The sequence below is a fragment of the Sphingomonas sp. genome (assembly GCF_039595165.1).
Taxonomy (GTDB): Bacteria; Pseudomonadota; Alphaproteobacteria; order Sphingomonadales; family Sphingomonadaceae; genus Sphingomonas.
Genome location: NZ_JBCNMA010000019.1, coordinates 1 through 25,055, shown reverse-complemented (window position 1 = coordinate 25,055; position 25,055 = coordinate 1). Strand labels below are relative to the sequence as shown.

At 67.7% G+C, this 25,055-nt stretch carries 22 protein-coding genes; 14 read left to right on the top strand and 8 right to left on the bottom strand.

Features of this window, described 5'->3' with window-relative positions:
• The first annotated feature begins 23 nt into the window (after positions 1 to 23).
• Positions 24 to 1,385 carry an NAD-dependent succinate-semialdehyde dehydrogenase gene (locus ABDV68_RS05490; RefSeq protein ID WP_343518683.1) on the top strand — a complete coding sequence of 454 codons (1,362 nt, stop codon included), beginning with the start codon at positions 24 to 26 and terminating at the stop codon, positions 1,383 to 1,385.
• Here ABDV68_RS05490 and ABDV68_RS05485 read toward each other — a convergent pair.
• From ABDV68_RS05485 to ABDV68_RS05470, 4 genes are all read right to left on the bottom strand, one after another.
• Positions 1,382 to 3,082: a long-chain fatty acid--CoA ligase gene (locus ABDV68_RS05485; protein ID WP_343518682.1), complete on the bottom strand. Its 1,701-nt coding sequence runs from the start codon at positions 3,080 to 3,082 to the stop codon at positions 1,382 to 1,384. The two genes, ABDV68_RS05490 and ABDV68_RS05485, sit on opposite strands and share 4 nt — an antisense overlap.
• A gap of 46 nt (positions 3,083 to 3,128) precedes the next feature.
• Entirely contained in the window at positions 3,129 to 3,344 is a 216-nt protein-coding gene (locus tag ABDV68_RS05480) for a hypothetical protein (RefSeq protein WP_343518680.1), read from the bottom strand.
• Between the two features lie 68 nt (positions 3,345 to 3,412).
• A complete protein-coding gene (locus tag ABDV68_RS05475; protein ID WP_343518679.1) occupies positions 3,413 to 5,107 on the bottom strand; it encodes a diguanylate cyclase in 1,695 nt (564 codons plus the stop codon).
• A gap of 53 nt (positions 5,108 to 5,160) precedes the next feature.
• The gene (locus tag ABDV68_RS05470) at positions 5,161 to 5,529 is read right to left on the bottom strand and encodes a helix-turn-helix domain-containing protein (protein ID WP_343518677.1); all 369 of its coding nucleotides are present in this window, start codon (positions 5,527 to 5,529) and stop codon (positions 5,161 to 5,163) included.
• Between the two features lie 98 nt (positions 5,530 to 5,627).
• On the opposite strand from ABDV68_RS05470, the gene ABDV68_RS05465 reads away from it, so the two are divergent.
• Positions 5,628 to 6,206 (top strand): NAD(P)H-dependent oxidoreductase, encoded by a 579-nt coding sequence (locus tag ABDV68_RS05465; protein WP_343518676.1) that lies wholly within the window; start codon positions 5,628 to 5,630, stop codon positions 6,204 to 6,206.
• Between the two features lie 167 nt (positions 6,207 to 6,373).
• Here ABDV68_RS05465 and clpA read toward each other — a convergent pair whose 3' ends face one another.
• Positions 6,374 to 8,698 carry an ATP-dependent Clp protease ATP-binding subunit ClpA gene (gene clpA / locus ABDV68_RS05460; protein ID WP_343518675.1) on the bottom strand — a complete coding sequence of 775 codons (2,325 nt, stop codon included), beginning with the start codon at positions 8,696 to 8,698 and terminating at the stop codon, positions 6,374 to 6,376.
• A 135-nt stretch (positions 8,699 to 8,833) separates the two neighbouring features.
• Positions 8,834 to 9,028, bottom strand: a complete 195-nt coding sequence (locus ABDV68_RS05455) for a DUF1192 domain-containing protein (protein ID WP_343518674.1) — start codon at positions 9,026 to 9,028, stop codon at positions 8,834 to 8,836.
• Between the two features lie 131 nt (positions 9,029 to 9,159).
• Between ABDV68_RS05455 and ABDV68_RS05450 the strand changes: the two genes are divergently transcribed.
• A complete protein-coding gene (locus tag ABDV68_RS05450; protein ID WP_343518672.1) occupies positions 9,160 to 10,158 on the top strand; it encodes an NAD(P)H-quinone oxidoreductase in 999 nt (332 codons plus the stop codon).
• Here ABDV68_RS05450 and ABDV68_RS05445 read toward each other — a convergent pair.
• Positions 10,155 to 12,194, bottom strand: coding sequence for a ChaN family lipoprotein (locus ABDV68_RS05445; protein ID WP_343518671.1), 2,040 nt, complete (start codon positions 12,192 to 12,194; stop codon positions 10,155 to 10,157). The two genes, ABDV68_RS05450 and ABDV68_RS05445, sit on opposite strands and share 4 nt — an antisense overlap.
• A gap of 214 nt (positions 12,195 to 12,408) precedes the next feature.
• Here ABDV68_RS05445 and ABDV68_RS05440 point away from each other — a divergent pair, with 214 nt between their 5' ends.
• The 11 genes from ABDV68_RS05440 to ABDV68_RS05390 all read left to right on the top strand — a co-directional run bounded on the left by ABDV68_RS05440 (position 12,409) and on the right by ABDV68_RS05390 (position 24,492).
• Positions 12,409 to 13,026: a glutathione S-transferase family protein gene (locus tag ABDV68_RS05440; RefSeq protein ID WP_343518670.1), complete on the top strand. Its 618-nt coding sequence runs from the start codon at positions 12,409 to 12,411 to the stop codon at positions 13,024 to 13,026.
• 85 nt (positions 13,027 to 13,111) lie between these two features.
• Positions 13,112 to 13,996 (top strand): UDP-2,3-diacylglucosamine diphosphatase, encoded by an 885-nt coding sequence (locus tag ABDV68_RS05435; protein ID WP_343518669.1) that lies wholly within the window; start codon positions 13,112 to 13,114, stop codon positions 13,994 to 13,996.
• 11 nt (positions 13,997 to 14,007) lie between these two features.
• A complete protein-coding gene (locus ABDV68_RS05430) occupies positions 14,008 to 15,030 on the top strand; it encodes a glycosyltransferase family 1 protein (RefSeq protein WP_343518710.1) in 1,023 nt (340 codons plus the stop codon).
• A gap of 133 nt (positions 15,031 to 15,163) precedes the next feature.
• A complete protein-coding gene (locus ABDV68_RS05425; protein ID WP_343518668.1) occupies positions 15,164 to 16,123 on the top strand; it encodes a metalloregulator ArsR/SmtB family transcription factor in 960 nt (319 codons plus the stop codon).
• On the top strand, positions 16,120 to 17,037 hold the full coding sequence (gene metF, locus ABDV68_RS05420; RefSeq protein WP_343518666.1) for a methylenetetrahydrofolate reductase: 918 nt from the start codon (positions 16,120 to 16,122) through the stop codon (positions 17,035 to 17,037). The genes ABDV68_RS05425 and metF overlap by 4 nt, the downstream gene beginning before the upstream one ends.
• Positions 17,034 to 18,080, top strand: coding sequence for a homocysteine S-methyltransferase family protein (locus ABDV68_RS05415; RefSeq protein WP_343518665.1), 1,047 nt, complete (start codon positions 17,034 to 17,036; stop codon positions 18,078 to 18,080). Before metF ends, ABDV68_RS05415 begins: the two co-directional genes overlap by 4 nt.
• Before the next feature lie 153 nt (positions 18,081 to 18,233).
• Entirely contained in the window at positions 18,234 to 20,837 is a 2,604-nt protein-coding gene (metH, locus tag ABDV68_RS05410; protein ID WP_343518664.1) for a methionine synthase, read from the top strand.
• An 80-nt stretch (positions 20,838 to 20,917) separates the two neighbouring features.
• The gene (locus ABDV68_RS05405; protein WP_343518663.1) at positions 20,918 to 21,676 is read left to right on the top strand and encodes an SDR family NAD(P)-dependent oxidoreductase; all 759 of its coding nucleotides are present in this window, start codon (positions 20,918 to 20,920) and stop codon (positions 21,674 to 21,676) included.
• Positions 21,677 to 21,684: 8 nt separating this feature from the next.
• Positions 21,685 to 22,578, top strand: coding sequence for a sigma-70 family RNA polymerase sigma factor (locus tag ABDV68_RS05400; RefSeq protein WP_343518662.1), 894 nt, complete (start codon positions 21,685 to 21,687; stop codon positions 22,576 to 22,578).
• Positions 22,575 to 23,087 (top strand): GNAT family N-acetyltransferase, encoded by a 513-nt coding sequence (locus ABDV68_RS05395; RefSeq protein WP_343518661.1) that lies wholly within the window; start codon positions 22,575 to 22,577, stop codon positions 23,085 to 23,087. Before ABDV68_RS05400 ends, ABDV68_RS05395 begins: the two co-directional genes overlap by 4 nt.
• Positions 23,088 to 23,163: 76 nt before the next feature.
• Complete coding sequence (locus ABDV68_RS05390) at positions 23,164 to 24,492, top strand: cation:proton antiporter (protein ID WP_343518660.1); 1,329 nt, start codon at positions 23,164 to 23,166, stop codon at positions 24,490 to 24,492.
• A 200-nt stretch (positions 24,493 to 24,692) separates the two neighbouring features.
• Here ABDV68_RS05390 and ABDV68_RS05385 read toward each other — a convergent pair.
• A partial coding sequence (locus ABDV68_RS05385; RefSeq protein WP_343518659.1) for an FAD-dependent protein occupies positions 24,693 to 25,055 on the bottom strand: 363 nt, incomplete at its 5' end.

Sequence of the window (25,055 nt, the reverse complement as noted above, 5' to 3'; positions counted from 1 at the left end):
ATAGCCGGCGAAGGAGATTGCGCATGTTCACCAGCATCAATCCGGCCACGGGCGAGGAAGGCGCGCAGTTCGAGGCGCTGGACGATGACGGGATCGAGACGGCGCTGGCGCGGGCCGAGGCGGCGTATCGCTCGTGGCGGGTGAGCGAGCTGGCGCAGCGCACCACGCTGCTCAACGCGATCGCCGACCAGTTCGAGGCGAACAAGCAGCACCTCGCCGAGACCGCGACCAGGGAGATGGGCAAGACGCTCGCCTCGGCCGTAGCCGAGGTGGAGAAGTGCATCGCGGGCTTCCGCTATTATGCGGTGCAGGGTCCGGCGCATCTCGAGCCGGTCGAGACAAAGACCGCGAGCGGGCGCGCGGTGGCGCACTGGTTGCCGCTCGGGCCGGTGCTGGCGGTAATGCCGTGGAACTTCCCCTACTGGCAGGCGGTGCGCTGGCTCGCGCCGATGATCCTCGCGGGCAATGTCGGGCTGCTCAAGCATGCCTCGCTGACTCAGGGGTGCGCGGCGCTGATCCAGCAGATGGTGAGCGCGGCGGGCGCGCCCGACGGGGTGTTCCAGAATCTCGCGATCAAGTCCGACAAGGTCTCGCGGATCATCGCCGACCCGCGCGTCGCGGCGGTGACGCTGACCGGGAGCGAAGGGGCCGGCGCCAAGATCGCCGAGGCCGCAGGCAAGGCGCTCAAGAAGGTGGTGCTCGAGCTCGGCGGATCCGACCCGTTCGTGGTGATGCCGTCGGCGGACCTTGATCTGGCTGTGAAGACGGCGGTCAAGGCGCGCGTGCAGAATGCCGGGCAAAGCTGCATCTGCGCCAAGCGGATGATCGTCCACGCCGACATCTACGACGCGTTCCTCGAGAAGTTCATCGCGGGGATGCTGGCGGTGAAGATCGGCGATCCGATGGCCGACGGGATCGAGATGGGCCCGCTGTCGAGCGTCGAGCAGCGCGACACGGTGCTGGAGCAGCTCGAACGGGCGACGGCGGATGGCGCGACGCTGGTCGGCGGCGAGAAGATCGAGCGCGAGGGAGCGTGGATGAGCGCGGGCGTGCTGACCGACGTTCACCCCGAGGCGGACTTCGCGCAGGAAGAGATTTTCGGGCCGGTGGCGATGGTGTTCAAGGCCGACGACATCGACGCCGCGATCGCGCTGGCCAACGACGTGCCGTTCGGACTGGGGTCGAGCGTGTGGACGACTGATCAGGCCGAGATCGACCGTTTCGTGCGCGACATCGAGAGCGGGATGACCGCGGTGAACCAGCTGCTCGCCTCGACGCCCGAGGCGCCGTTCGGCGGCGTCAAGCGTTCGGGCCACGGCCGCGAGCTGGGGCCGTGGGGGCTGCACGAGTTCATGAACCTGAAGGCGGCGATGCTGCCGGACTAGGCCGTCAGCTCGTTGGCGATCTCGACCAGCAGATCCTTGCGGCTCAACTTCCCGATCATCGTCTTGGGCAGCTTCGCGCGGATCACCACGGCGTCGACTCGCTCATGCTTGCCGACCTGCGGGTTGAGCCAGTCGCGCAATGCCTCGCCGGTGACCGGCTCGGCATCGCCGTTGAGCGACACATAGGCGCGCGGGGTCTCGCCGCGATAGGCGTCGGGCATGCCGACGACGAGCGCCTCCTTCACCGCCGGATGGCGGTAGAGCACGTCCTCGATATGCTTGGGGAAGACCTTGAAGCCCCCCACGGCGATCATGTCCTTGATGCGGTCGACGATGCGGATGAAACCGTCCTCGTCGATCTGCCCGACATCGCCGGTGCGCAGCCACCTCTGGCCGGCGGCATCGTGGCAGAAGGTGGTGTCGTCGGTCTCCGGGCGGTTCCAATAGCCCGCCATGATCTGCGGGCCGGCGACGACGATCTCGCCCGGTTCGCCATCAGCGACGGGCCTCGATGCGTCCTCCTTGTCGACCAGCCGCACGCGCGTGGCGATAATCGGCTGGCCGATCGTGCCCGACTTGCCCTCGGCCTTGTAGGGATTGGCGGAGACCACGCCGGAACTCTCCGACAGGCCGTAGCCCTCGATCAGCTTGGCGCCGGTCGCGGCCTCGAACCGCGTCTTGAGCTCGGCCGGTAGCGGCGCGCCGCCCGAGATGCAGTATTTGAGGCTCGACCAGTCGGTCGACGCGGCCTTGGGATGGTCGAGCAGCGCCTGGAACATCGTCGGCACGCCGGGCAAGGCGATCGGGCGGGTGCGCGCGATCGCCGCGAGCGCCTGCGCGGCGTCGAAGCGCGGGAGCATGACGATCTCGCCACCGGTCAGCACGGTGCGGTTGAGCACGCAGGTGTTGGCGAAGACGTGGAAGAAGGGCAGCACGCCCAGCACCTTGTCCTTGGTCGTGCCGAGATCGGGATCGAGCCTGGCGACCTGGCGCGCATTGGCCGAGAGGTTGGCGTGGGTGAGCATCGCGCCCTTGGGCAGGCCGGTGGTGCCGCCGGTATATTGGATCAGCGCGAGGTGCGTCCCCGGGTCGACCTTCGCGGTCTCGCACGCGCCGTCATTGGCGATGAGCTTCGAGAAGGCGAGGATGCGCGGATCGTCGGGCTTCTCGGCCACCTCCTTGGCGCGCAGCCAGCGGTAGAGCAGCGACTTGGCGGCGGGCAGCGCGCCGGCGACCGAGCCGACCACGAGCCGCTCGAGGCTGCTCGCGTCGAGCACCTTGAGCGCGGTGGGTAGGAGCGCGGTGGCGCTGATCGTGAACAGCAGGCGCGTGCCCGAATCCTCGACCTGCGCCTCGAGTTCCTCGACGGAGTAGAGCGGGGAGAAATTGACGACGGTCGCGCCCAGTTTGAGGATGCCGTAATAGGCCGCGACGTAATGGGGCACGTTGGGCAGGAACAGGCCGATGCGGTCGCCCGGGCCATAGCCCAGCGCCTTCAGCCCGCAGGCGACGCGGTTGGCGCCGTCGAGCGTCTCGGCATAGCTGTAGTGTCGGCCGAGAAAGTCGAGCAAAGGGGCATTGCCCATGCGCCGCGCGGACTCGTCGAAGGCGTCGGCCATCGAGAGCGGCGGGAGCTGCTGGTCCCAGGGGCCGGGGTGACGATAGGCGGTGCGCCAGGCCTGCTCGGGATCGCTCATTTACACGAATGTAAGCAACTCGCGGGGCGAGTCAATTCGGCCACCGTCAGCGCAGCGCGCGCTTGCCGGTCCAAGTGTAGAGCACCGAGACGGCGAGAATGCCGACATCGACCGCCGCCTGGACCTTGCGCGGCGCGGTGTCGGTCACGTCGTGCGTGAGGATCTGGATATTGGCGGTGGGATGGGACGACAGGGCAGTGAATGCCAGCAACGCCGCGCCGCCGCCGACGAGTGCGATCTTGCGCCTGCCCAACCGATCCATTGCCGCCTCCCTATGGCACGCGATACTAGGCCCGAAGCGCCTGAACGGCAACTGAATTGGCGGCGCGTTCAGGCGGCCAGCGGCGCCGTGCGGGCGCGGTCGCGGCCGGCCGACTTGGCGGCGAACAATGCCGTGTCGGCGGCACGGTAGAGCGACTTCCAATGGGCCTCGGCGGCAAGCGCGCCGGTGGCGGTGCCGATGCTGGCGGTGACGCGCAGATCGAACGGCATGCGCGTCGCGCGGAGCCGAGTCAGCACGACATTGGGATCGATCGGTTGGCTCATGCTGGTGACCACCGCGAACTCCTCGCCGCCGATCCGCGCGACGAGCGTGCTGGGCGGGGCGAGGGCGCGCAGCGTGCGTGCGACGACGCGCAGCACCTCGTCGCCGCCGTCGTGACCGAGCGTGTCGTTGACCTGCTTGAAATGGTCGAGGTCGAGGATGAGCAGCGTCTGCGGTCCCTCGCGACCGATCGCGCTGGCGAGGAAGGCGCGGCGATTGAGCAGGCCGGTGAGTGGATCGGTATCGGCGAGGCGGCGCGCGACGGCCTCTGCGGCGATCGCCGAGTCCCGCTCGCGGCTGAGCAGGCGGATGCGATAGGCGATTGCGACCGAGGAGATCAGCGCCTCCGCCGCCATCGACAGGATCGTCGAATTGTCGAGCCAAAAATTCCAGCGGATCAGGCCGAGATTGGCGAAGACGCGCATGCTCGCGGCGAGGATCGGCAGCGCCCAGGCGATCGCAAACACCCAGAGATAGTTGGAACGGCTGCGCCACGCGCTCCACAGGGTCGCGACAACCGAGACGATCACGCCGGCGAACACCCAGGAATAGACCCGGTCGACGACGTTCACCCCGACCGGCGCGAACAGGACGAAGAACAGGCCGGTGGCGAGCAGGATAATCACGGTGGCGCGGATCAGCAGCCGCAGCCGGGGGCCGAACACATGCTCCTCGAAAAAGGCGCGCGCGAACAGCAGCGCCGAGGAGCAGGCGAGGGTGAGCAGCAGATAGTTGAGCCGCAGCCGGTCGTTATTGGCGATGTCGGGCCATGCCCAGGCGAGCGCGCCCGACGAGGTGAAGGCATAGGCCAGCAGCGCCGCTACCATCAGGCAGTAGGCGAGCTGAAAGCGGTAGCGCAGCGACGCCCAGAGCGCGAGATTGTAGACCAGCAGCGCCAGCGCGAGGCCGCCGAAGCCGGCATAGATGGCGCTCATCGCCAGGTTGGAGCGCTGGCTCTCCGCCCATGTCGCGAGCCGTGGGCCCATGACGATGCCGCGCAGATTGGCCGATCCCCCGACCTTCCACATCAGCCGCCGCACCGCCGCGGGATGGGGCGGCAGCTGGTGCTCGACGATCGCGCCGATCTGGATGCGTCGGGTGATGCCGCGATTGTCGTCGTGCATCGCGGCAAGGCGGCCGTCGGCATAGAGCACGTAGAGCGACAGGCTCTGCTGCCACACGCTGCCGACTCGCGCGACCAGCGGGTCGTGCGGCGGCGAGCGCCTGCCAATCGGACTGGAGATCACCCAATAGTCGCCTGGCCCGAAACTGGTCTGCTTGGTGGTGCAGTCGAAGCGCTGCGGCGTGCGGATCAGGCGTGCCGGATCGTCGCCGGGACGCGCACGCAGAACGCAGACGGAGAGCGCCCGGCCAGTCTGGCCCGCGCCGAGATTGGACAATTGGGCATGCGCGGGCGATGCGGCGCACGCGAGCACGGCGACGAACGCCGCCAGCAGAGCTGCCATGATCCCCCGGCCCATGGCACGATCCTAGGCGAGGATGGCGAACAACCGGTTAAGATGGCCGCTCCGGATCAGCCGGCGGCCTGGTCGTAGCGATCGCGATTGGCGTAGATTGCGGGCAGGTGGCTGAACACCCATTCGCCGAGCTGCTTCACCGGATCGGCGAGCGAATGGCCGAGCTCGGTCAGCGCATATTCGACTTGCGGCGGTACCGTCGGGTGGACCGTGCGCGTCACCAGACCATCGCGCTCGAGCCCCTTGAGCGTGCGCGTCAGCATCTGTTGCGAGATTCCGTCAATCGCGCGCTTGAGCTCGTTGAAGCGGCGCGGCTGCTGGCGCAGCGTCATCACGACGAGCACCGACCATTTGTCGCCGACCATGGCGAGGATGCTGCTGACGGCGCGGCAATCCTGGTGCGCATGTGGAAGTGGTGTAGTCATGGCGACGTGACCTGGTCTCGAAAATATGCGTTCTTGGCGGTGCGATAGAGGTCACATAACTGATCCTGGTCACAAATCCAGACCGGGAAATTGACCACATGAAACTTCTTCATATCGATTCCAGCATCCAGGGCGCGGGTTCGGCGAGCCGCGCAGTCAGCGCGGCGGTGGCGGAGCGGCTGCGCGCGGAGCATCCGGCGCTCGCCGCCAGCTATCGCGACCTCGCCGCCGAGCCGCTGCCGCATCTGACGCTCGACGTGCTCGGCGATCCCATGGCAAATGCCGAGCTGCAGGCGTTCCTTGCCGCCGACGTGGTGGTTATCGGCGCGGGCTTCTACAATTTCACCATCCCGAGCCAGCTCAAGGTGTGGCTCGACCGCATCATGATCGCGGGGCAGACCTTCAGCTACGGCCCCGATGGGCCGCAGGGGTTGGCAGGGAACAAGCGCGTCATCGTCGCGCTGGCGCGCGGCGGCTTCTACGGCGAAGGCGCGCCCGCGGCCGGCTTCGAGCATGGCGAAACCTATCTCAAGGCGGTGTTCGGCTTCATCGGCATCACGCCCGAGTTCGTCGTTGCCGAGGGGCTGGCAATGGGCGACGAGGCGCGTGAAGCGGCGATGGCCGGCGCGCTGAGCGCCGCGCGGGGCCTGGCTGGCGGGCTCGCCGTCGCCGCCTGAACCAAATGGCCGGACGGCATTTGTCTGAATGGTGAACCGTGCTCCTGCGAAAGCAGGAGCCCAGGGGGCCGCACTCTGTAGCCTTATTCGGTTCTGGGCCCTTGCTTTCGCAGGGGAACGGGCGTCAGAGATCAAAAAAAGGGCGGGATCACTCCCGCCCCTTTTCGTTACTTGGCCTTGGCCGCGACGGTCTTCCTGCCGCCGCCCTTCTTGGACCGCTTCGGCGCCGCCGGTGTGATCGCGAAGGTGAGCGCGCCGTCCTTCAGCTTCACCTCGACCTCGCCGCCATGGACGAGCTTGCCGAACAGCAGCTCCTCGGCGAGTGGCTGCTTGACCTTCTCCTGGATCAGGCGGCCCATGGGGCGCGCGCCATAGAGCTTGTCGTAGCCGCGCTCGGTGAGCCACGCTTTCGCCTCCTCGTCGAGGCTGATGTGCACGCCGCGGTCGGCGAGCTGGAGCTCGAGCTGGAGGATGAACTTCTCAACCACCCGCTCGACCACCTTGGGCGGAAGGTAATCGAACGGCACGATCGCATCGAGGCGATTGCGGAATTCGGGGGTGAAGAGCTTCTTCACCGCGTCTTCCTGAACGTCCTCGCGGCTGATCTCGCCGAAACCGATGCTCTCGCGCGCCATGTCGGACGCGCCGGCATTGGTCGTCATCACCAGGATGACGTTGCGGAAATCGACGGTCTTGCCGTGATGGTCGGTCAGCTTGCCATTGTCCATCACCTGCAACAGGATGTTGAACAGGTCCGGATGCGCCTTCTCGACCTCGTCGAGCAGCAGCACGCAATGCGGGTTCTGGTCGACCGCATCGGTGAGCAGCCCGCCCTGGTCATAGCCGACATAGCCCGGCGGCGCGCCAATCAGGCGGCTGACGCTGTGGCGCTCCATGTACTCGGACATGTCGAAACGCTGCAGCGGGATGCCGAGCAGCTCGGCGAGCTGCTTGGTCACCTCGGTCTTGCCGACGCCGGTCGGGCCCGAGAAGAGATAGTTGCCGATCGGCTTCTCGGGATCGCGCAGACCCGCGCGGCTGAGCTTGATCGCCGAGGACAGCACCTCGATCGCCTTGTCCTGGCCGAACACGACGCGCTTCAAGTCGGTCTCGAGGTTGGCGAGCACGCGGGTGTCGTCGGTCGAGACGCTCTTCGGCGGGATGCGCGCCATCGTCGCGATCACCGCTTCGATCTCCTTGGGCGTGATCGTCTTCTTGCGCTTGGACGGCGGCACCAGCATCTGCATCGCGCCGACCTCGTCGATCACGTCGATCGCCTTGTCGGGCAGCTTGCGGTCGTTGATGTAGCGCGAGCTCAGTTCGACCGCCGACTTGATCGCGTCGGGGGTGTACTTGACCTTGTGATGGTCCTCGAATGCGGTGCGCAGGCCGGCGAGGATCTTGATCGTATCCTCGACCGTCGGCTCGTTGACGTCGATCTTCTGGAACCGGCGCAGCAGCGCGCGATCCTTCTCGAAGTGATTGCGGAATTCCTTGTAGGTGGTCGAGCCGATGCAGCGGATCGTGCCGCCCGACAACGCCGGCTTGAGCAGGTTCGACGCGTCCATCGCGCCGCCGCTGGTCGCGCCGGCGCCGATCACGGTATGGATCTCGTCGATGAACAACACCGCGTGCGGCAGCTTCTCCAGCTCCGAGACGACCTGCTTCAGCCGCTCCTCGAAATCGCCGCGATAGCGGGTGCCGGCGAGCAGCGCGCCCATGTCGAGCGAGTAGATCACCGCTTCCTTGAGCACGTCGGGCACATCGCCCTCGACGATCTTGCGTGCCAGGCCCTCGGCGATCGCGGTCTTGCCCACGCCCGGGTCACCCACATAGAGCGGGTTGTTCTTCGAGCGACGGCACAGGATCTGGACGGTGCGGTCGACCTCGGGCCCGCGACCGATCAGCGGATCGACCTTGCCGGCCTTGGCCTTTTCGTTGAGGTCGACGGTGAACTGCTTGAGCGCGCTCTCGCCCTTCTTGCCGCCTTCGCTCTTCTGCGGCTTCTCCTCCTCGGCCGCGCCCTTGGGCGGCGCGGATTCGGCCGGGCTCGCGCCCTTGCCGACGCCGTGGCTGATGAAGCTCACCGCATCGAGGCGGCTCATGTCCTGCTGTTGCAGGAAATAGACGGCATAGCTCTCGCGCTCGCTGAACAGCGCGACGAGCACATTGGCGCCGGTCACCTCGTCGCGGCCCGAGGATTGGACGTGGAGGATGGCGCGCTGGACGACGCGCTGGAAGCCGCTAGTCGGCGAGGGGTCGGTCGCCTGGTCGACGCGCAGCGCCTGAAGCTCGGTGTCGAGATAATGCGCGACGGTGGTCTTGAGCTCGTCGAGATCGACGCCGCACGCGCCCATCACCTTGGAGGCATGCTCGTCGTCGACCAGCGCGAGCAGCAGATGCTCGAGCGTCGCATATTCGTGGCGGCGCGAGCTCGCCGCCTCGAGCGCGCGGTGCAGGGTGGATTCGAGGGCGGAAGCGAAACTAGGCATTCGGGGGCAACTCCAGTCGGGCCATCAGGACATGCGGCCCGTTTCCACCAATGTTGGAAGTGCGGACCCCTGCATCAAGCTCAACGCTCTCGCACCGGAGTTTGGCGGCGTGACGCCCCGGCTCCGGTGCAACGCTCATCGCTTGAATAGGGCGTCCGCGCTTGCGCGATGATTAATGGCGCGATCCATCTTCTGCCGGCAGCGCGCGATCTCGGCCTCGAGCAGCTGGATGCGCTCGGCCAGTTCCTCGACCGAGAAGGGATCGAGGTCCTGGCGCGCGAGCTGCGCGGCGGAGTCGTCATGGCGACGCGGAAGATCGTCGGCGTCCATCGCAGGACAGCGTCGGGCGCACGGCGGGCGATGTCAAGCGGCCACAGCCGGATAAATCCGGGGATAGATCGGCGCCGCGAAGCCTTGACGTCGTGCCTCCCGATCCCGATTCAGGCGGCAAGGGGGAACACATGAAGAGCGTGCCACAGCGTATGACGGCGATCGACCCGGAGGTGCCGGGCGGTCCCGAGGTGCTGGTACCTGTCGAGCGGCCGGTGCCGTTGCCCGGTGCGGGCGAGGTGCTGATCCGCGTCGCCGCGGCTGGGGTCAACCGGCCCGATGTGGTGCAGCGGCTCGGCGCCTATCCGCCGCCGCCGGGCGTGACCAGCATCCCGGGGCTCGAGGTCGCGGGCGAGGTCGTCGCGGTCGGCGCGGACGTTCCCACCGAGGTGATCGGCCAGCCGATGTGTGCGCTGATCGCGGGCGGGGGCTATGCCGAATATGCCGTCGCGCCGCTCGGCCAATGCCTGACCGTGCCCGCGGCGCTGTCGATGGTCGAGGCGGCGGCGATGCCCGAGACCTTGTTCACCGTGTGGACCAACCTGTTCGAGCGCGGCTATGCGCGCGAGGGCGAGACCGCCTTGGTCCATGGTGGGACCAGCGGCATCGGCACGATGGCGATCTCACTCTGCAACCTGTTCGGCGTCACGGTGATCGTCACCGCGGGCAGCGAGGACAAGGTCGCCGCGTGCCGGGCGCACGGTGCGGACCATGCCATCAATTACAAGACCGAGGATTTCGTCGAGCGGATCAAGACGATCACCGACGGGCGCGGCGTCGACATCGTGCTCGACATGGTCGGCGGCGACTATGTCGCGCGCAACATCAAGTGCATGGCCGATGACGGGCGCCACGTCTCGATCGCGGCGCAGGGCGGGATGCTGGCGACGGTGCCGGTGTGGGAGATCATGCGGCGGCGCCTGACGCTGACCGGATCGACGCTGCGCGCGCGCGACGAGGCTTTCAAGACGCTGGTCGCCGACGAACTGGCCGGCACCGTCTGGCCGCACGTGGCGGCGGGGAAGCTCAAGCCGCTGATCGACCGCACCTTTTCGCTTGCCGACGCCGCCGAGGCGCACCGGCACATGGAGAGCGGCGCGCATATGGGGAAGATCGTGCTGGTCCCTTAGTTCCCGGCGAGCGCGGCGTAGCGCGCGTCGATCTGCTTCGCCATGTCGAGAAGATGCGCCCGCGCCTCGGCCAGGTTCGCTGGGCGCGGCGACCAGTCGGGATCGGGGAATTGCGCGATCGCGCGGCCGATGTTGGTCGCGTCGACGAAGGCGGGATCTGGCGTGGCCGCCCGCAGCGCCTCGAACGGCGCGAGGAAGATATAGCCGTCGAACAGGTCGCCGAGCGTGAGATCGCGGTCGCACAGGCCATAATAGCTATAGTCGCGGAGCGTGCCCATCGGCGCATGGCGCAGGTCGAATCCGATCGGGCGATCGCCGCCGAGGCGCGCGAGCCGCTCGACCGCGCCGTCGCCCGGCTGCTCGAACGGCCGCGAGCGGCCGGGCAGCGCGGGCAGCGACTGGTGGAGCAGCACATTGGTGATCCGCGCGCCATAGGTCGCGTGGAGGCGGTTGCCGAGGGCGTTGGCGGTGCGCTGGCAGAAGCCGTCGCCGTCGCTCTGTGTCTGCCCGGCGGCATGACGGGTGAAGGCATGGACGGTGCCGGTCAGCACCAGCGCCTTCTCCCCGCGATCGAGCACCTCGCGCGCGATGCGCCCGGCGCGGAACTGGTCGGCGGTGCCCCGCGCGAACACCTGCTGCATCGTCGCGGGCGTGCGCAAGCCGCTGAAGCCGCTCCAGTCGAAGACATAGCTCATGTTGACGATCCGGAACGGCGGCTTGCCCTTGGGCAGGCTGCGGTTGAACGTCCATACCGCGCGATAGAGGTCGCGATAGTCCCGCCAGCTCCACATGACGTTGTAGTTGAACATGAGCTGGCGCGCGGTCGCGGCGTCGTAGGCCGGTGCGGCGACCAGCCGGTCGAGCCGCGCCTGATCCTCCTCGGCGCCGAACTCCATGACGAGGTTGGTGACGCCGGCCGCATGGAGGCTGGGGATCAGGCTGGCGACGAACGCGATATTCTGCCTGACCGCATGATCCTCGCCGAGCAGCACCACGTCGGCGCTGCGGAATTTGCCGAGCAGATAGGCGTCCGGGGCGTCGGCGGCACGCAGCTGGGCGAGCCGGGCGGCCTCGGCGCGAGTCTCGGGATCGCCGCGCGGGGCGAGCAGCGGCGCCAGCAGGAACGTCAGCGGGTCGGCGAGCCGCGCGCGCCACGCCTTCTCGCTGTGGTTGGTGCCGGGATAGACGCGGCTGTCGAACGTCTCGCCCTGGCGCCATCCGGCGCGGCGCATGAACGCCTCGAACGGCGCGGTATAGGGCTGGTAACGCGCATCGAGCGTCTCGGTGCCGCGGTCGACATAGATGCGATGCCGCGCGGGCGTGAGATGGCTGAGTGCGAGATAGGTCTCGAACGCGCGCAGCACCTGGCCGGTGTAGAGCTCGGGCGGCGGGAGCGGCGCGCCGGAATTGCCGAGCAGCCAGTGCATCGACAGCGACGCGCTGCCGCCGAACACCTCGGGATATTCGGTCTGCGCGTAGAGCGAGATGAGGCCGCCCATCGACGAGCCCATGATGAAGGTCGCCGCGCGATCGGTGCGGGTGCGATAGTGCGTGTCGATGAAGGGCTTGAGCTCGCGCACGAGGAAGTCGAGATAGGCGCCGGACCGCGGCGTGCCCCAGCCCGCGTCCAGCAGCGCGCGGCTCGCCTCGGGCAGCAGGTCGTAGATGCGCTGCGGCAGATATTCGCGGCCGCGCGCGGCGGAATTGTCGATGCCGACGATGATCACCGGCGGGATCCGGCCCTCGCGGATCAGGCGCGCGGCGGTCTCGCCAACGCCCCAGCTGACCCCGCCAAAGGACCGCGCGTCCTCATGGAGGTTCTGCCCGTCGTGCATGTAGAGGACCGGGAGCGGTGGCCCGTCCGCGCGATAGCCGTCGGGCAACCAGACGGTGACGTCGCGGGCGGGGACATGGCTGGACGGGAAGGCGGCATGGCGGATCAGGCGAGGGCTGGCCTGCGCGGCGCCGGCGCCGATGGCGATCCCGAGCAGCAGCAATGCGAGCGCGCGCAGCCACCGGTGAGCGAGTCCCGCCATCCTCTTCCCTTCCATCGTCGCACGGCCTGTCGTCGGCCGCCGGGGGCGGGATAGGAAGGCGGCGCATTCGGGTAAAGCGAGGGCAGCGGTGAATACGTATGTCGATGCGTGTCGGCGCTTGGTGAGCTTGCGCTTCCCGGTCGCGGCATGCGTGACTAAGGGCGGCTGGCCGGCCGGATGAAGGTCATTCGGCGCGTATCGACCGGGGGACGTCATGACCACGCTGATCCTTCACGAATATGCCGCTTCGGGGAATTGCTACAAGATCCGGCTGGCGGCCGCACTGACGGGCAAGCCGATCGAGCGGCGCGAGTACGACATCATGAAGGGCGAGACGCGCACCGACGCCTTCCTGTCAGGGGTCAACGCCAATGGCCGCATCCCCGTGCTGCAGGCCGGCGACCGCTTCCTGCCGGAGAGCAACGCCGCGGCCTTCTATGTCGCGCAAGGCAGCGCGCTGATCCCCGGGGATCCGTTCGACCGCGCCGACATGCTGCGCTGGATGTTCTGGGAACAGTACAACCACGAGCCCAACATCGCGACCGTGCGCTTCTGGATGACGCTGGTGGGAGAGGACAAGCTTTCCGATCTTCAGCGTGCGATGCTCCCGGGCAAGCGCGCGGGCGGCGAGGCGGCGCTCAAGCTGATGGAGGAGCATCTCGCGACGCGCGACTGGTTCGTCGGCGACGGGCCGAGTGTCGCGGATATCTGTCTCTACGCCTATACGCATGTCGCCGAGGAGGGCGGCTTCTCACTCGCCCCCTGGCCGGCGGTGCGGGCCTGGATCGCGCGGGTCGAGGGGCAAGAGGGGTATATTCCCATCACCGCGTGACACTGCGATGACGTTAGGACGCGCCCAGCTGTAACATTCCGCCGCCATTAGCCGCTCGGGCAAGGACTTACAGCGCGGGGCTAAAATGGCCACGATCACTCGGCTGCCGTTCGAAGCGGCGACCACCGATCTCGCGGATTTCACGGCGTCCAATCCGGCGATCCCCGAGCGGGCGATCGGCGGGCGCAAGCAGTATCGCACGATCTGGATCTCCGACATCCATCTCGGCACGCGTGGCTGCAATGCGGAGATGCTGATCGACTTCCTCGACCATGTCGACAGCGACACCATCTACCTCGTCGGCGACATCATCGACGGCTGGCAGCTCAAGAAGAAATTCTACTGGCCTGCCGCTCACAACGACATCGTGTGGCGCATTCTCAAGCGCGCCAAGCGCGGTGCCCGGGTAATCTATATCCCCGGCAACCACGACGAGATCTTCCGCCAGTTCACGGGCCTGAACTTCGGCGGGGTCGAGATCAAGCGCCAGGCGATCCACCAGACCGCCGACGGCCGCCGCCTGCTGGTGCTGCACGGCGACGAGTTCGACGCGATCACGCTGTCGCACCGCTGGCTCGCGCACCTCGGCGACGCCGCCTACACCGCGGTGATGGCGTTGAACCGCTGGTGCAACAAATACCGGCGCTGGCGCGGGCTGCCTTACTGGTCGCTCAGCAAGCACGCCAAGCAGAAGGTCAAGAACGCGGTCGAATTCATCTCGAACTTCGAGGAAATCGTCGCGAAGGAGGCGGGTGCGCGCGGTGTCGACGGCGTGATCGCCGGGCATATCCACACCGCCGAGATGCGCCAGATCGATGGCGTCGAATACTATAATGACGGCGATTGGGTGGAGGGTTGCACCGCGCTGGTCGAGCATTACGATGGCCGGATGGAAATTCTCCATTGGGCCGATGAGATCGCAGCACGCGACACGGCCCCGGAACGGGTCGAGGCGCTGGCTGCTGCTTGAGTGACGAAGAGATGCGGATCGCGATCGTAACCGACGCCTGGGAGCCCCAGGTGAACGGGGTCGTCCGCACGCTTCAATCGGTGCGCCGCGTGCTCGAGGCGCAGGGGCATCAGGTGCTCGTGATCTCGCCCGACCGCTTCTACTCGGTGCCGTGCCCGACCTATCCCGAGATCCGGCTGGCGATGGTACGCAGCCGGACGATCGGCGATCTGCTCGACGATTTCTCGCCGCACGCGGTGCATCTCGCGACCGAGGGGCCGGTGTGCGTCGCGGCGCGGCGCTGGTGCCTGCGCCACGATTTCCCTTTCACCACCGCCTATCACACCCAGTTCCCCGACTATGTCGAGGCGCGCTCGGGCGTGCCGGCGGAGTGGGTGTGGCGCTATATCCGCTGGTTCCACGCGCCGGCCCAGTCGATCCTCGCCTCCACCCCCTCGATCCGCCAGGCGCTGGTCGATCACGGGCTGACTCAAGTGCGGCACTGGGGGCGCGGGGTCGACCTCGCCAATTTCCGGCCAGGGCTCGAACCGCATCCGGCGATGGCCGAGCTTGGCGGGCCGGTTCAGCTCTATGTCGGGCGCGTCGCGATCGAGAAGAATCTCGAGGCGTTCCTCGCATCGAAGCATCCGGGGAAGAAGGTCGTGGTCGGCGACGGTCCGGCGCGCGCCTCGCTTCAGGCGAAATATCCGGAGGCGCGGTTCCTCGGCCCGATGTTCGGGGCCGAGCTGGCGAGCGCCTATGCCGCCGCCGACGTCTTTGTCTTCCCGAGCAAGACCGATACGTTCGGGCTGGTGATGATCGAGGCGCTGGCGTGCGGAACGCCGGTGGCGGCTTATCCGGTGACCGGGCCGGTCGACATCCTGACGCCGGAGACCGGGGCGATGGCGGAGGACCTCGACGCGGCGATCGCTGAGGCGCTGACCAAGGACCGCGCCGCCTGCGCCGAATATGGCAGCAGCTTCACCTGGGAAGCGAGCGCGCGGCAGTTCCTCAACGCGTTGGTGCCGATCGTCGAGGAAGCGCGCGCCGCCTGAGGCACGCGGCTGTCATCAAATTACGAAACATGGTGGATCGGGGACAGGTTGTTGCCCCTTGCGCCCACTTGTCTTATGCGACGTGACATGCGCCGTTGACCTGATATAAAGATATCTTTATATCTCTAACCCCATGAAGATCGCTCTCGAAATCTTCCGCGCGCTCGCGGATTCGACGCGGCTGCGCATCCTCGCGCTGCTGCGCTCGATGGAGTTGAGCGTGGGCGAGCTCGCGCAGGTGCTCGGTCAGAGCCAGCCGCGCGTCTCGCGCCATGTGAAGATCCTCTGCGACGCCGGCCTTGCCGAGCGGCGCAAGGAAGGCAGCTGGGTATTCGTCGCGCTGGGCAACGATCGCCACGTTCGGCCAGTGCTGAGCGCGCTGGACGCGTGGGCGGCGGACGATGCCGATCACTGGACGGTGGCGGACAGCGCGCGGCTGGCGGCGGTGCGCGCCGATCGCGCCGCGGCGGCCGAGGAATGGTTCGAGAGCCATGCCGGCGAGTGGGACGCGATCCGCTCGCTCCATGTCGCCGAGAGCGAGGTCGAGGCGGCGATGGCCGCGGCGTTGGGCGAGCTTCCGATCGAGCGGCTGATCGATATCGGCACGGGTACCGGCCGGATGCTCGAGCTGTTCGCACCGCGGGCGAAGAGCGCGCTCGGCATCGATCGCAGCTCGGAGATGCTCCGGCTGGCGCGTGCCAAGCTGTCGGGGCAGGGCCTCGCCAATGCCGAGCTGCGCCAGGCCGACCTCTATGCGCTGCCGATGGCGGACGACGAGGCGGACGCCGCGATCCTGCATCACGTCCTCCACTTCGCGCAGCAGCCCGGCGCGGCGATCCGCGAGGCGGCACGCGTGCTGGGCGATGGCGGGCGGCTGCTGATCGCAGACTTCGCGCCGCACGACCGCGAGGAACTGCGCCAGCGCGAGGGGCATGTGCGGCTGGGCTTCTCGGACGAGCAGATGCTCGGCTGGTTCGACGCGGCCGACCTCGCGCCGGTCATGACCGAGACGCTGGAGGGCGGCGAGCTCACGGTGAAATTGTGGCTGGCGCGGAAAGCGGGCCAGCCGCTTGGGAAAGTGAAAGCAGCATGAGTGTGAGTTTGGACCCGGGTGCGCCGCTGTTTGCGGACGTGGCGGGCGATATCGACGTCAGTTTCGAATTCTTCCCGCCCAAGACGGAGAGGATGGAGGAGACGCTGTGGGAGTCGATCCAGACGCTCTCGCCGCTGGGGCCGCGTTTCGTCAGCGTCACCTATGGCGCGGGCGGATCGACGCGCGAGCGCACGCACAACACCGTCGCCCGCATCGCGCGCGAGACGCCTATCGCGGCGGCGGCGCACCTCACCTGCGTCGAGGCGACGCGCGAGGAGATCGATGCGGTCGCCGAGGAATATTGGGCGGCCGGCGTGCGCCATATCGTCGCGCTGCGCGGCGATCCGCCGACGGCGGGGACCAAGTTCGTGTCGCCGCAGGGCGGGTACGAGAACGCTGCGGACCTCGTCGCGGGGCTGCGCAGGCTGCACCCGTTCGAGATCTCGGTCGCGGCCTATCCCGAATGCCATCCGGACTCGCCCGACGCGCTGCACGACCTCGATAACTTGAAGCGCAAGATCGATGCCGGCGCCAACCGCGCGATCACGCAGTTCTTCTTCGAGCCCGATACCTTCCTGCGCTTCCGCGACGATGCGGCGGCGGCGGGGATCGACGCCGAGATCGTGCCGGGGATCATGCCGGTGATGAACTATGCCAGCGTGGTGCGGATGTCGGCGATGTGCGGCACCGCGGTCCCTGCATGGATGGCGCGACTGTTCGAGGGGCTCGACGAGCATCCGGCGGCGCGGCAGCTGGTTGCGGCGACGCTGGCGGCGGAATTGTGCCGCAAGCTTTACGCCGGCGGGGTGCGGCAGTTCCATTTCTACACGCTCAACCGCGCGGAGCTGAGCTACGCGATCTGCCATTTGCTGGGCGTGCGGCCCAAGGACCAGAGCGGGGAGAAGGCGGCATGACCGCGCGCGAGAAACTGCTGGCGGAAGCCGCCAAGCGCATCCTGATCACCGACGGCGCGTTCGGCACCGAGATCCAGAACTGGAAGCTCGACGAGACGGCCTATGCCGGCGACCTGGGCCTGAGCCACGACCAGAAGGGCAACAACGACATCCTCGCGCTGACCATGCCCGAGGTGCCGGCGAGCATCCACCGCGCCTATTTCGAGGCGGGGGCGGACATTGCCGAGACCAACACCTTCTCGGCCAACCGCATCAGCCAGGCCGACTATGGCGCCGAGCATCTGGTGCACGCGATCAACTATGAGAGCGCCAAGCTGGCGCGGTCGATCGCCGACGAGTTCGAGGCGAAGGATGGCCGGCCGAGGTTCGTGGCGGGGGCGCTGGGCCCGACCAACAAGACGCTGTCGCTGTCGCCAGACGTCAACGATCCCGGCTATCGCGAGATCGACTTCGATCATTTGAAGGACGTCTATCGCGAGCAGATCGACGCGCTGGTCGAGGGCGGGATCGACTTCGTGCTGATCGAGACGGTGTTCGACACGCTCAACGCCAAGGCCGGGATCATGGCCGCGATCGAGGCGGGCGAGGCGCTGGGCCGCGACCTGCCGATCATGCTGTCGATGACGCTGACCGACCTGTCGGGGCGCAACCTTTCGGGCCACACGGTCGAGGCCTTCTGGCACGCGGTGCGGCATGCGAAGCCGGTGACGATCGGGCTCAACTGCTCGTTCGGCGCCGAGCAGCTGCGGCCGCATGTGAAGACGCTGAGCGGCCTCTGCGACACGCTGATCATGGTCTATCCGAACGCCGGCCTGCCCAACGAGCTCGGTGCCTATGACGAGGCCCCGGCGACGACCGCGGGGCTGGTCGGCGAGTGGGCGGAGCAGGGGCAGGTCAATGTGCTCGGCGGGTGCTGCGGTTCGACGCCGGAGCATATCCGCGCGATCGCCGAGGCGGTGAAAGGCTTGCCGCCGCGCGCGATCCCGACGCCGGAGGTGCGCACGCGGCTGGCCGGCCTCGAGCCGTTCACGATGGCGGCGTGACCTGAAATTCCTCCCCTGGAAGGGGAGGGGGACCGGCGAAGCCGGTGGAGGGGTAGCTCTCCACAAGCAGGCCGGCCCGTTTGTGGCAACTACCCCTCCACCAGCCTGCGGCTGGTCCCCCTCCCCCTCCGGGGGGGGAATTAGAGAGACAAGATGACCTCGACCACCACCTCCACCGCATTCGTCAATATCGGCGAACGGACCAACGTCACCGGATCGGCGCGCTTCAAGAAGCTGATCATGGCCGGCGACTATGCCGCCGCGGTCGAGGTCGCGCTGCAGCAGGTCGAAGCCGGCGCGCAGGTGCTCGACGTCAACATGGACGAGGGCCTGCTCGACGCGCACGAGGCGATGACGACCTTCCTCAAGCTGATCCAGGCCGAGCCCGACATCGCGCGGATCCCGGTGATGGTCGACAGCTCGAAGTGGGACGTGATCGAGGCGGGGCTGAAATGCGTCTCCGGCAAGCCGATCGTCAATTCGATCAGCATGAAGGAAGGCGTCGACCAGTTCCTCGAGCATGCGCGCAAGTGCATGGCCTATGGCGCCGCGGTGGTGGTGATGGCGTTCGACGAGGTCGGCCAGGCGGATACGAAGGACCGCAAGGTCGAGATCTGCGAGCGCGCCTACAAGCTGCTCGTCGAGATCGGCTTCCCGCCCGAGGACATCATCTTCGACCCCAATGTGTTCGCCGTGGCGACGGGGATCGAGGAGCACAACAACTACGGCGTCGACTTCATCGAGGCGTGCCGCGAGATCAAGGCGCGCTGTCCGCATGTCCATATCTCGGGCGGCCTGTCGAACCTCAGCTTCTCGTTCCGCGGCAACGAGCCGGTGCGCAAGGCGATGCACTCGGTGTTCCTTTACCACGCGATCCCCGCGGGCATGGACATGGCGATCGTCAACGCGGGCCAGCTCGACGTCTATGACCAGATCGAGCCCGAGTTGCGCACCGCGTGCGAGGATGTGATCCTCAATCGCGACCCCGAGGCGGGCGAGCGGCTGGTGGCGCTGGCCGAGAAGTTCCGCGGCACCGACGCGGTGGCCGAGAAGCAGGCGGCGGAGTGGCGGGGCTGGGCGGTCGAGAAGCGGCTCGAGCACGCGCTGGTCAAGGGCATCGACCAATATGTGGTCGAGGATACCGAGGAATGCCGCCTCAAGGCCGATCGCCCGATCGAGGTGATCGAAGGCCCGCTGATGGACGGGATGAACGTCGTCGGCGACCTGTTCGGGTCGGGCAAGATGTTCCTGCCGCAGGTCGTGAAATCCGCGCGCGTGATGAAGAAGGCGGTGGCGCACCTGCTGCCCTTCATCGAGGCGGCGAAGGAGCCGGGCGCCAAGGGCAAGGGCAAGGTCGTGATGGCGACCGTCAAGGGCGACGTCCACGATATCGGCAAGAACATCGTCGGCGTGGTGTTGCAGTGCAACGGCTTCGAGGTGGTCGACCTCGGCGTCATGGTGCCCTGGTCGAAGATCCTGGAGGCGGCGAACGAGAATGACGCCGACATGATCGGGCTTTCCGGCCTGATCACGCCGAGCCTCGACGAGATGGTGACCGTCGCCGAGGAGATGAAGCGCGCGCAGATGACGATGCCGCTGCTGATCGGCGGGGCGACGACGTCGAAGGTGCATACCGCGCTCAAGATCGCTCCGGCCTATGACGGCCCGGTGGTGCATGTGCTCGATGCGAGCCGCGCGGTGGGCGTGGCGACGACGCTCGTCTCGGACACGATCCGCGACGAATATGTCGCCAAGGTCGCCGACGAATATGAGGCGGTACGCGTGGCGCGCGCCAACAAGGGGCAGAGCGAGCTGGTGCCGATCGCCGTGGCGCGCGACAACGCGTTCGAGGCGGACATGAGCCTGAAGCCCGGCAAGCCGCGCTTGCCCGGCGTGCACAATTTCCCCGACTGGGATTTGAAGGACCTGCGGCAATATATCGACTGGACGCCGTTCTTCCGCGCCTGGGAGCTGGCGGGGGTCTATCCGGCGATCCTCGAGGACAAGGTGGTCGGCGAGAGCGCGACGTCGCTGTTCGCCGACGCGCAGAAGATGCTCGACAAGATCGTCGAGGAGAAGTGGCTGACCGCACGCGGCGTCGCCGGGCTGTGGCCGTGCCGGCGCGAGGGCGACGACATCATCGTCCATGTCGAGGACGAGAAGCACGTCACGCTGCCGATGCTGCGCCAGCAGATCCAGAAGCGCGAGGGGCGGGCGAACATGTGCCTCGCCGACTTCATCGACCGTCAGGGCGACTGGATCGGCGGCTTCGCGGTGTCGATCCATGGCATCGAGCCGCATCTGGCGCGCTTCAAGAATGCGATCGACGACTATAGCGATATCCTGCTGAAGGCGCTGGCCGACCGGCTGGCCGAGGCGTTCGCCGAGCGGCTGCATCACTATGTGCGCACCGCCCTGTGGGGCTATGCCGAGGGCGAGCAGCTGACCAACGAGGCGCTGATCAAGGAAGCGTATCGCGGCATCCGCCCGGCGCCCGGCTATCCCGCGTGCCCCGAGCACAGCCTCAAGCCGATCCTGTTCGATATGCTCGACGCGCACCGCAACACCGGGATCAGCTTGACCGAGAGCTTCGCGATGCTGCCGACCGCGGCGGTCAGCGGCTTCTATTTCGGACATCCGCAGGCCGAGTATTTCGGCGTCGCGCGGATCGGCCGCGACCAGCTCGAGGAATATGCCGGGCGGCGCGGCGTCAGCGTCGAGCAGGCGGAGCGCTGGCTGCGGCCCAATCTGGACTGATCCCGGTTTTCCTCGCCGAGGACCGACTCTTTTCGCCTCCCTTGAACGTCCTGGACATGGACCGAAACAGGAGTGCCGAAATGGAGTTGAAGAATCAGACCGCAGTGGTGACCGGCGGCAGCCGCGGCCTTGGCCTCGGGATTGTCGAGGCGCTGGTCGATCAGGGCGCGAACGTGACCGTGGTCGCGCGCACGAAGCGCGATCTCGAGAAGGTCGCGGAGCGGCTGGGCGTGGCGACGGTCGCGGCGGACGTGACCGATCGAGCGGCCGCGCGGCGAATCCTCGCCGAGACACGGCCGGCGATCCTCGTCCTCAACGCCGGCGCGCCGCCTTCGATGGCCACGCTCGACGCGCATGACTGGGAATCGTTCAGCCACAGCTGGGAGACCGATGTCAAAGCCGGCCTCCATTGGGTCCAGGCCGCGCTGGAGACCCCGCTCGCGCCGGGCAGTCGCGTATTGATGGGATCGAGCGGCGCCGCGGTGGGCGGCTCGCCGATGTCGGGCGGCTATGGGGGCGCCAAGCGGATGCTGTGGATGATGGCCAACTATGCCGACAAGCTCGCCGCCGAACGCGGCCTCGGCATCCGCTTCCAGACGGTGGTGCCGCGCCAGATGATCCCCGGCACGGGCACGGGCGACGCCGCGTCCTCGGCCTATAGCGCGAAGTTCGGCATTCCGGTCGCGGAATATCTCGAGCGCTTCGGGGCGCCGATGCCGCCGCGGCGATATGGCGAACATCTCGTGGCGCTGTTGAGCGACCCCCGTTATGCCGAACAGCGCGCCTTCGGCCTGTCCGGGAGCGAAGGCATTGCGGTGCTGGAGGAAGCGGCGGCTTGAATGCGGCGATGAACCCGTCCGAGGCCGATCCCGCGGCGCGGCGCGCGGAGATCGCGGCGCTGCGGCCCGAGCTTCACCGCTATTGCGCGCGCCTCGCGGGATCGGCGTTCGACGGCGAGGATATCGTGCAGGATGCGATCGCTCGCGCGCTGGCGGCGGTGGATGCGCTGGAGCCGGGCGTGCCGCTGCGGCCGTGGTTGTTCCGCATCGCGCACAACCGCGCGCTCGATCATCTGAGGAGCCAGGCGGTGCGGCGGAGCGAGCCGATCGAGGCGGCGGCGCAGGTGGCGGAGGATCGGGCGCACGACCCCGACGAGGCGCTGGCACGAAAGCAGGCCGCGACCGCCGCCTTCTCGCGCTTTGCCGAACTGCCGATCCTGCAGCGCAGCGTGGTGATCCTCAAGGACGTGCTCGATCATTCGCTGCAGGATATCGCAGGCCTGCTCGATCTCAGTATCGATTCGGTCAAGGGCGCACTGCACCGCGGGCGGACACGGTTGCGGCAGCTCGGCGCCAAGCCCGAACCCGGCCCCGCGCGACCGCCGACGGCTGATGCGATCCGCTTCTCGGCACTCTTCAACGCGCGCGACTGGGACGCGCTGCGCACGCTGCTGGCGGAAGACGTCCATCTTACCCAGACGACGCTCGCCGATCGCAGGGGGCGCCGCGAAGTCGGTATTTTCTTCACGACCTATGCCACCATCGCCGATTTCCATCTGAAACCCGCGCGGCTCGACGGCAGCGGCGAGGAGGTGATCGCGGTGTTTGGGAACCACGCCGACGAGGCGCCGGCCTACCTCATGCAGGTGCAATGGCGTGACGGCCGGATCGCGCGCATCCGCGACTTTCGTTACGCGCCCTATATCCTCGACAATGCCCGGCTGGTGTTTCCCCGACCATGATCCATGACGATGTGCTGCAGACCGCGCGGCTGCAGGTCCGCCCGTTCGAGCCCGACGACGCCGCGGCGCTGGTCGCGCTGTTCGCCGACCCGCTGGTGGCGCGCTGGGTCGACGCCGGCGAGCCGCTGCCGCGCGCGGAAGCGGAGCTGTGGATCGAGCGGTCGCGCGAGAACCTCGCCCGGTACGGCTATGGCACGGGCGCGGTGGTCGAGCGGGCCAGCGGCGAGATGATCGGCTGGGCCGGCTTCGCGCGCCCGGAGGACGGGCCGGAGCAGATCATCTACGGCCTCGCGCGAGCACATTGGCGCCGGGGATATGGCCGCGAGCTCGTCGCGGCGCTGGCCGCCTATGCCCGCGATGCGCTTGGCAGGGATCGCGTCGTGGCGACGGTGCACCCCGCCAACACGGTGTCGGCACATATTCTGGCCGGTGCCGGCTTTCGGCGCGGGGACGACCTCGCCGAGGATCCGGAATCGCACTGCTATGTCCTGCACCTGACGCGCAGCTGATTGCATCTCCCGCTTGCGTTGATAACGTTGACATGGGGCGGGCCAACGAGTCCGGCTGCTTCAAGGGGAGGCGAACGTGGCGCCAGCGGAGCTCAGCATCCATTTCTTCGCGCAGCTCGCGATCATCATCGCGGCGGCGCGCGTGGTCGGCTGGATGGCGCGGAAATGGCTGGGGCAGCCGCAGGTGGTGGGCGAGATGATCGCCGGCGTGGTGCTCGGGCCGTCGCTGTTCGGGCTGATCTTCCCCGAGATCCAGCAGGTGCTGTTCCCCAAGGACAGCCGCACCCTGCTCTACGTGCTCGCCCAGCTCGGCGTCGGGCTCTACATGTTCCTGGTCGGGCTGCAGTTCCGCAGCGACGAGTTCCGCGCCAACGTCAAGAGCGCGGCCTCGGTCTCGATCGCGGGGATGGCGGCGCCGTTCATGATCGCCGTGCTGATCGCGCCGCTGCTGCTCGCCAATGGCGGGCTGTTCACGCCGGGGGTCGGCCAGTTCCAGGCGACGCTGTTCATGGGCGCGGCGATCGCGATCACCGCCTTCCCGATGCTCGCGCGGATCATCCACGAGCGTGGGTTGAGCGGGACGCGGCTGGGCACGCTGTCGCTGTCGGCCGGCGCGATCGACGATGCCGCGGCGTGGACGGTGCTGGCGATCGTGCTCGCCAGCCTCGGCGCCGGGCCGGTGGTGGCGATCAAGGCGATCGTCGGCGGCGGGCTGCTCGCGCTGTTCATCCTGTTCGCGGGGCCGCGGCTGCTGGCGCCGCTCGGGCGTGTCGCGGCGCGCGAGGGCAAGGTCTCGCAATCGCTGCTCGGGCTGACGCTGATCCTGTTCGCGAGCGCCGCGCTGGGGATGGACTGGGCCGGGCTGCATGCCGTGTTCGGCGGCTTCCTGCTCGGCACGGTGATGCCGCGCGGGGTGTTCGCGAGCGAAGTGCGGCGCATGCTGGAGCCGGTGACGGTGGTGCTGCTGCTGCCGATCTTCTTCACCTTCTCGGGCCTCAACACGCAGATGTCGCTGCTCGCCGACCCGGCGATGTTCCTGATCGCGGGCGGCATCCTGGTGGCGTCGATCGCCGCCAAGGGCGTCGCCTGCTGGGGCGCGGCGCGGCTGACCGGGCAGGACAACCCGACCGCGATGGCGATCGGCGCGCTGATGAACGCGCGCGGGCTGATGGAGCTGATCATCATCAACATCGGGCTGCAGCGCGGGATCATCACGCCGGCGCTGTTCTCGATCCTGGTGCTGATGGCGATCGTGACCACGCTGATGGCCTCGCCGCTGTTCGAGCTGGTCTATGGCCGCAAGGCGCGCGCGGAGGGTTCGCTCGGCGAGCTGGGCGCGGAGCAGGGGGAAGAGGTTCAATCCGGATCGAACACGCCCGTGTCCACGCGGCATCAATCCGCCTAGTTTAACCAAATAGGTTCCACGTGGAACTCTGCGGAAGCCGCGGAAATGCGTGCTTTCGAGCGGTTATGGGAGAGCGTCGGCGAGGCAGATTGCGAGGGGGAAAGTAGAACATGTCGCACAACATGTTGGCTTTTCCCGCATCGGCAGGTTCCGTTCGTGTGGTGACGAACGGGGAAGCTGGCGAATCGTGCGAGCGCCGGTCAGCGCGGGGCGGTGATGCTCGCCGCCACCGCCTCGGCGACCTTGATCCCGTCGATCGCGGCGGAGAGGATGCCGCCGGCATAGCCCGCGCCCTCGCCGGCGGGGAACAGCCGTTCGACGTTGAGGCTCTGGAAATCCTTGCCGCGGGTGATGCGCACGGGGGAGGAGGTGCGCGTCTCGACTCCGGTCATCACCGCATCGGGATGGTCGTAGCGCGCGATCTGGCGGCCGAAGACCGGGAGGGCCTCGCGGATCGCGTCGATCGCGAAGGCGGGAAGACAGCGGGAGAGATCTGTCATCGTCACCCCGGGCTTGTAGCTCGGCGTGACCTCGCCGAGCTGCGTCGAGGGCCGACCAGCGAG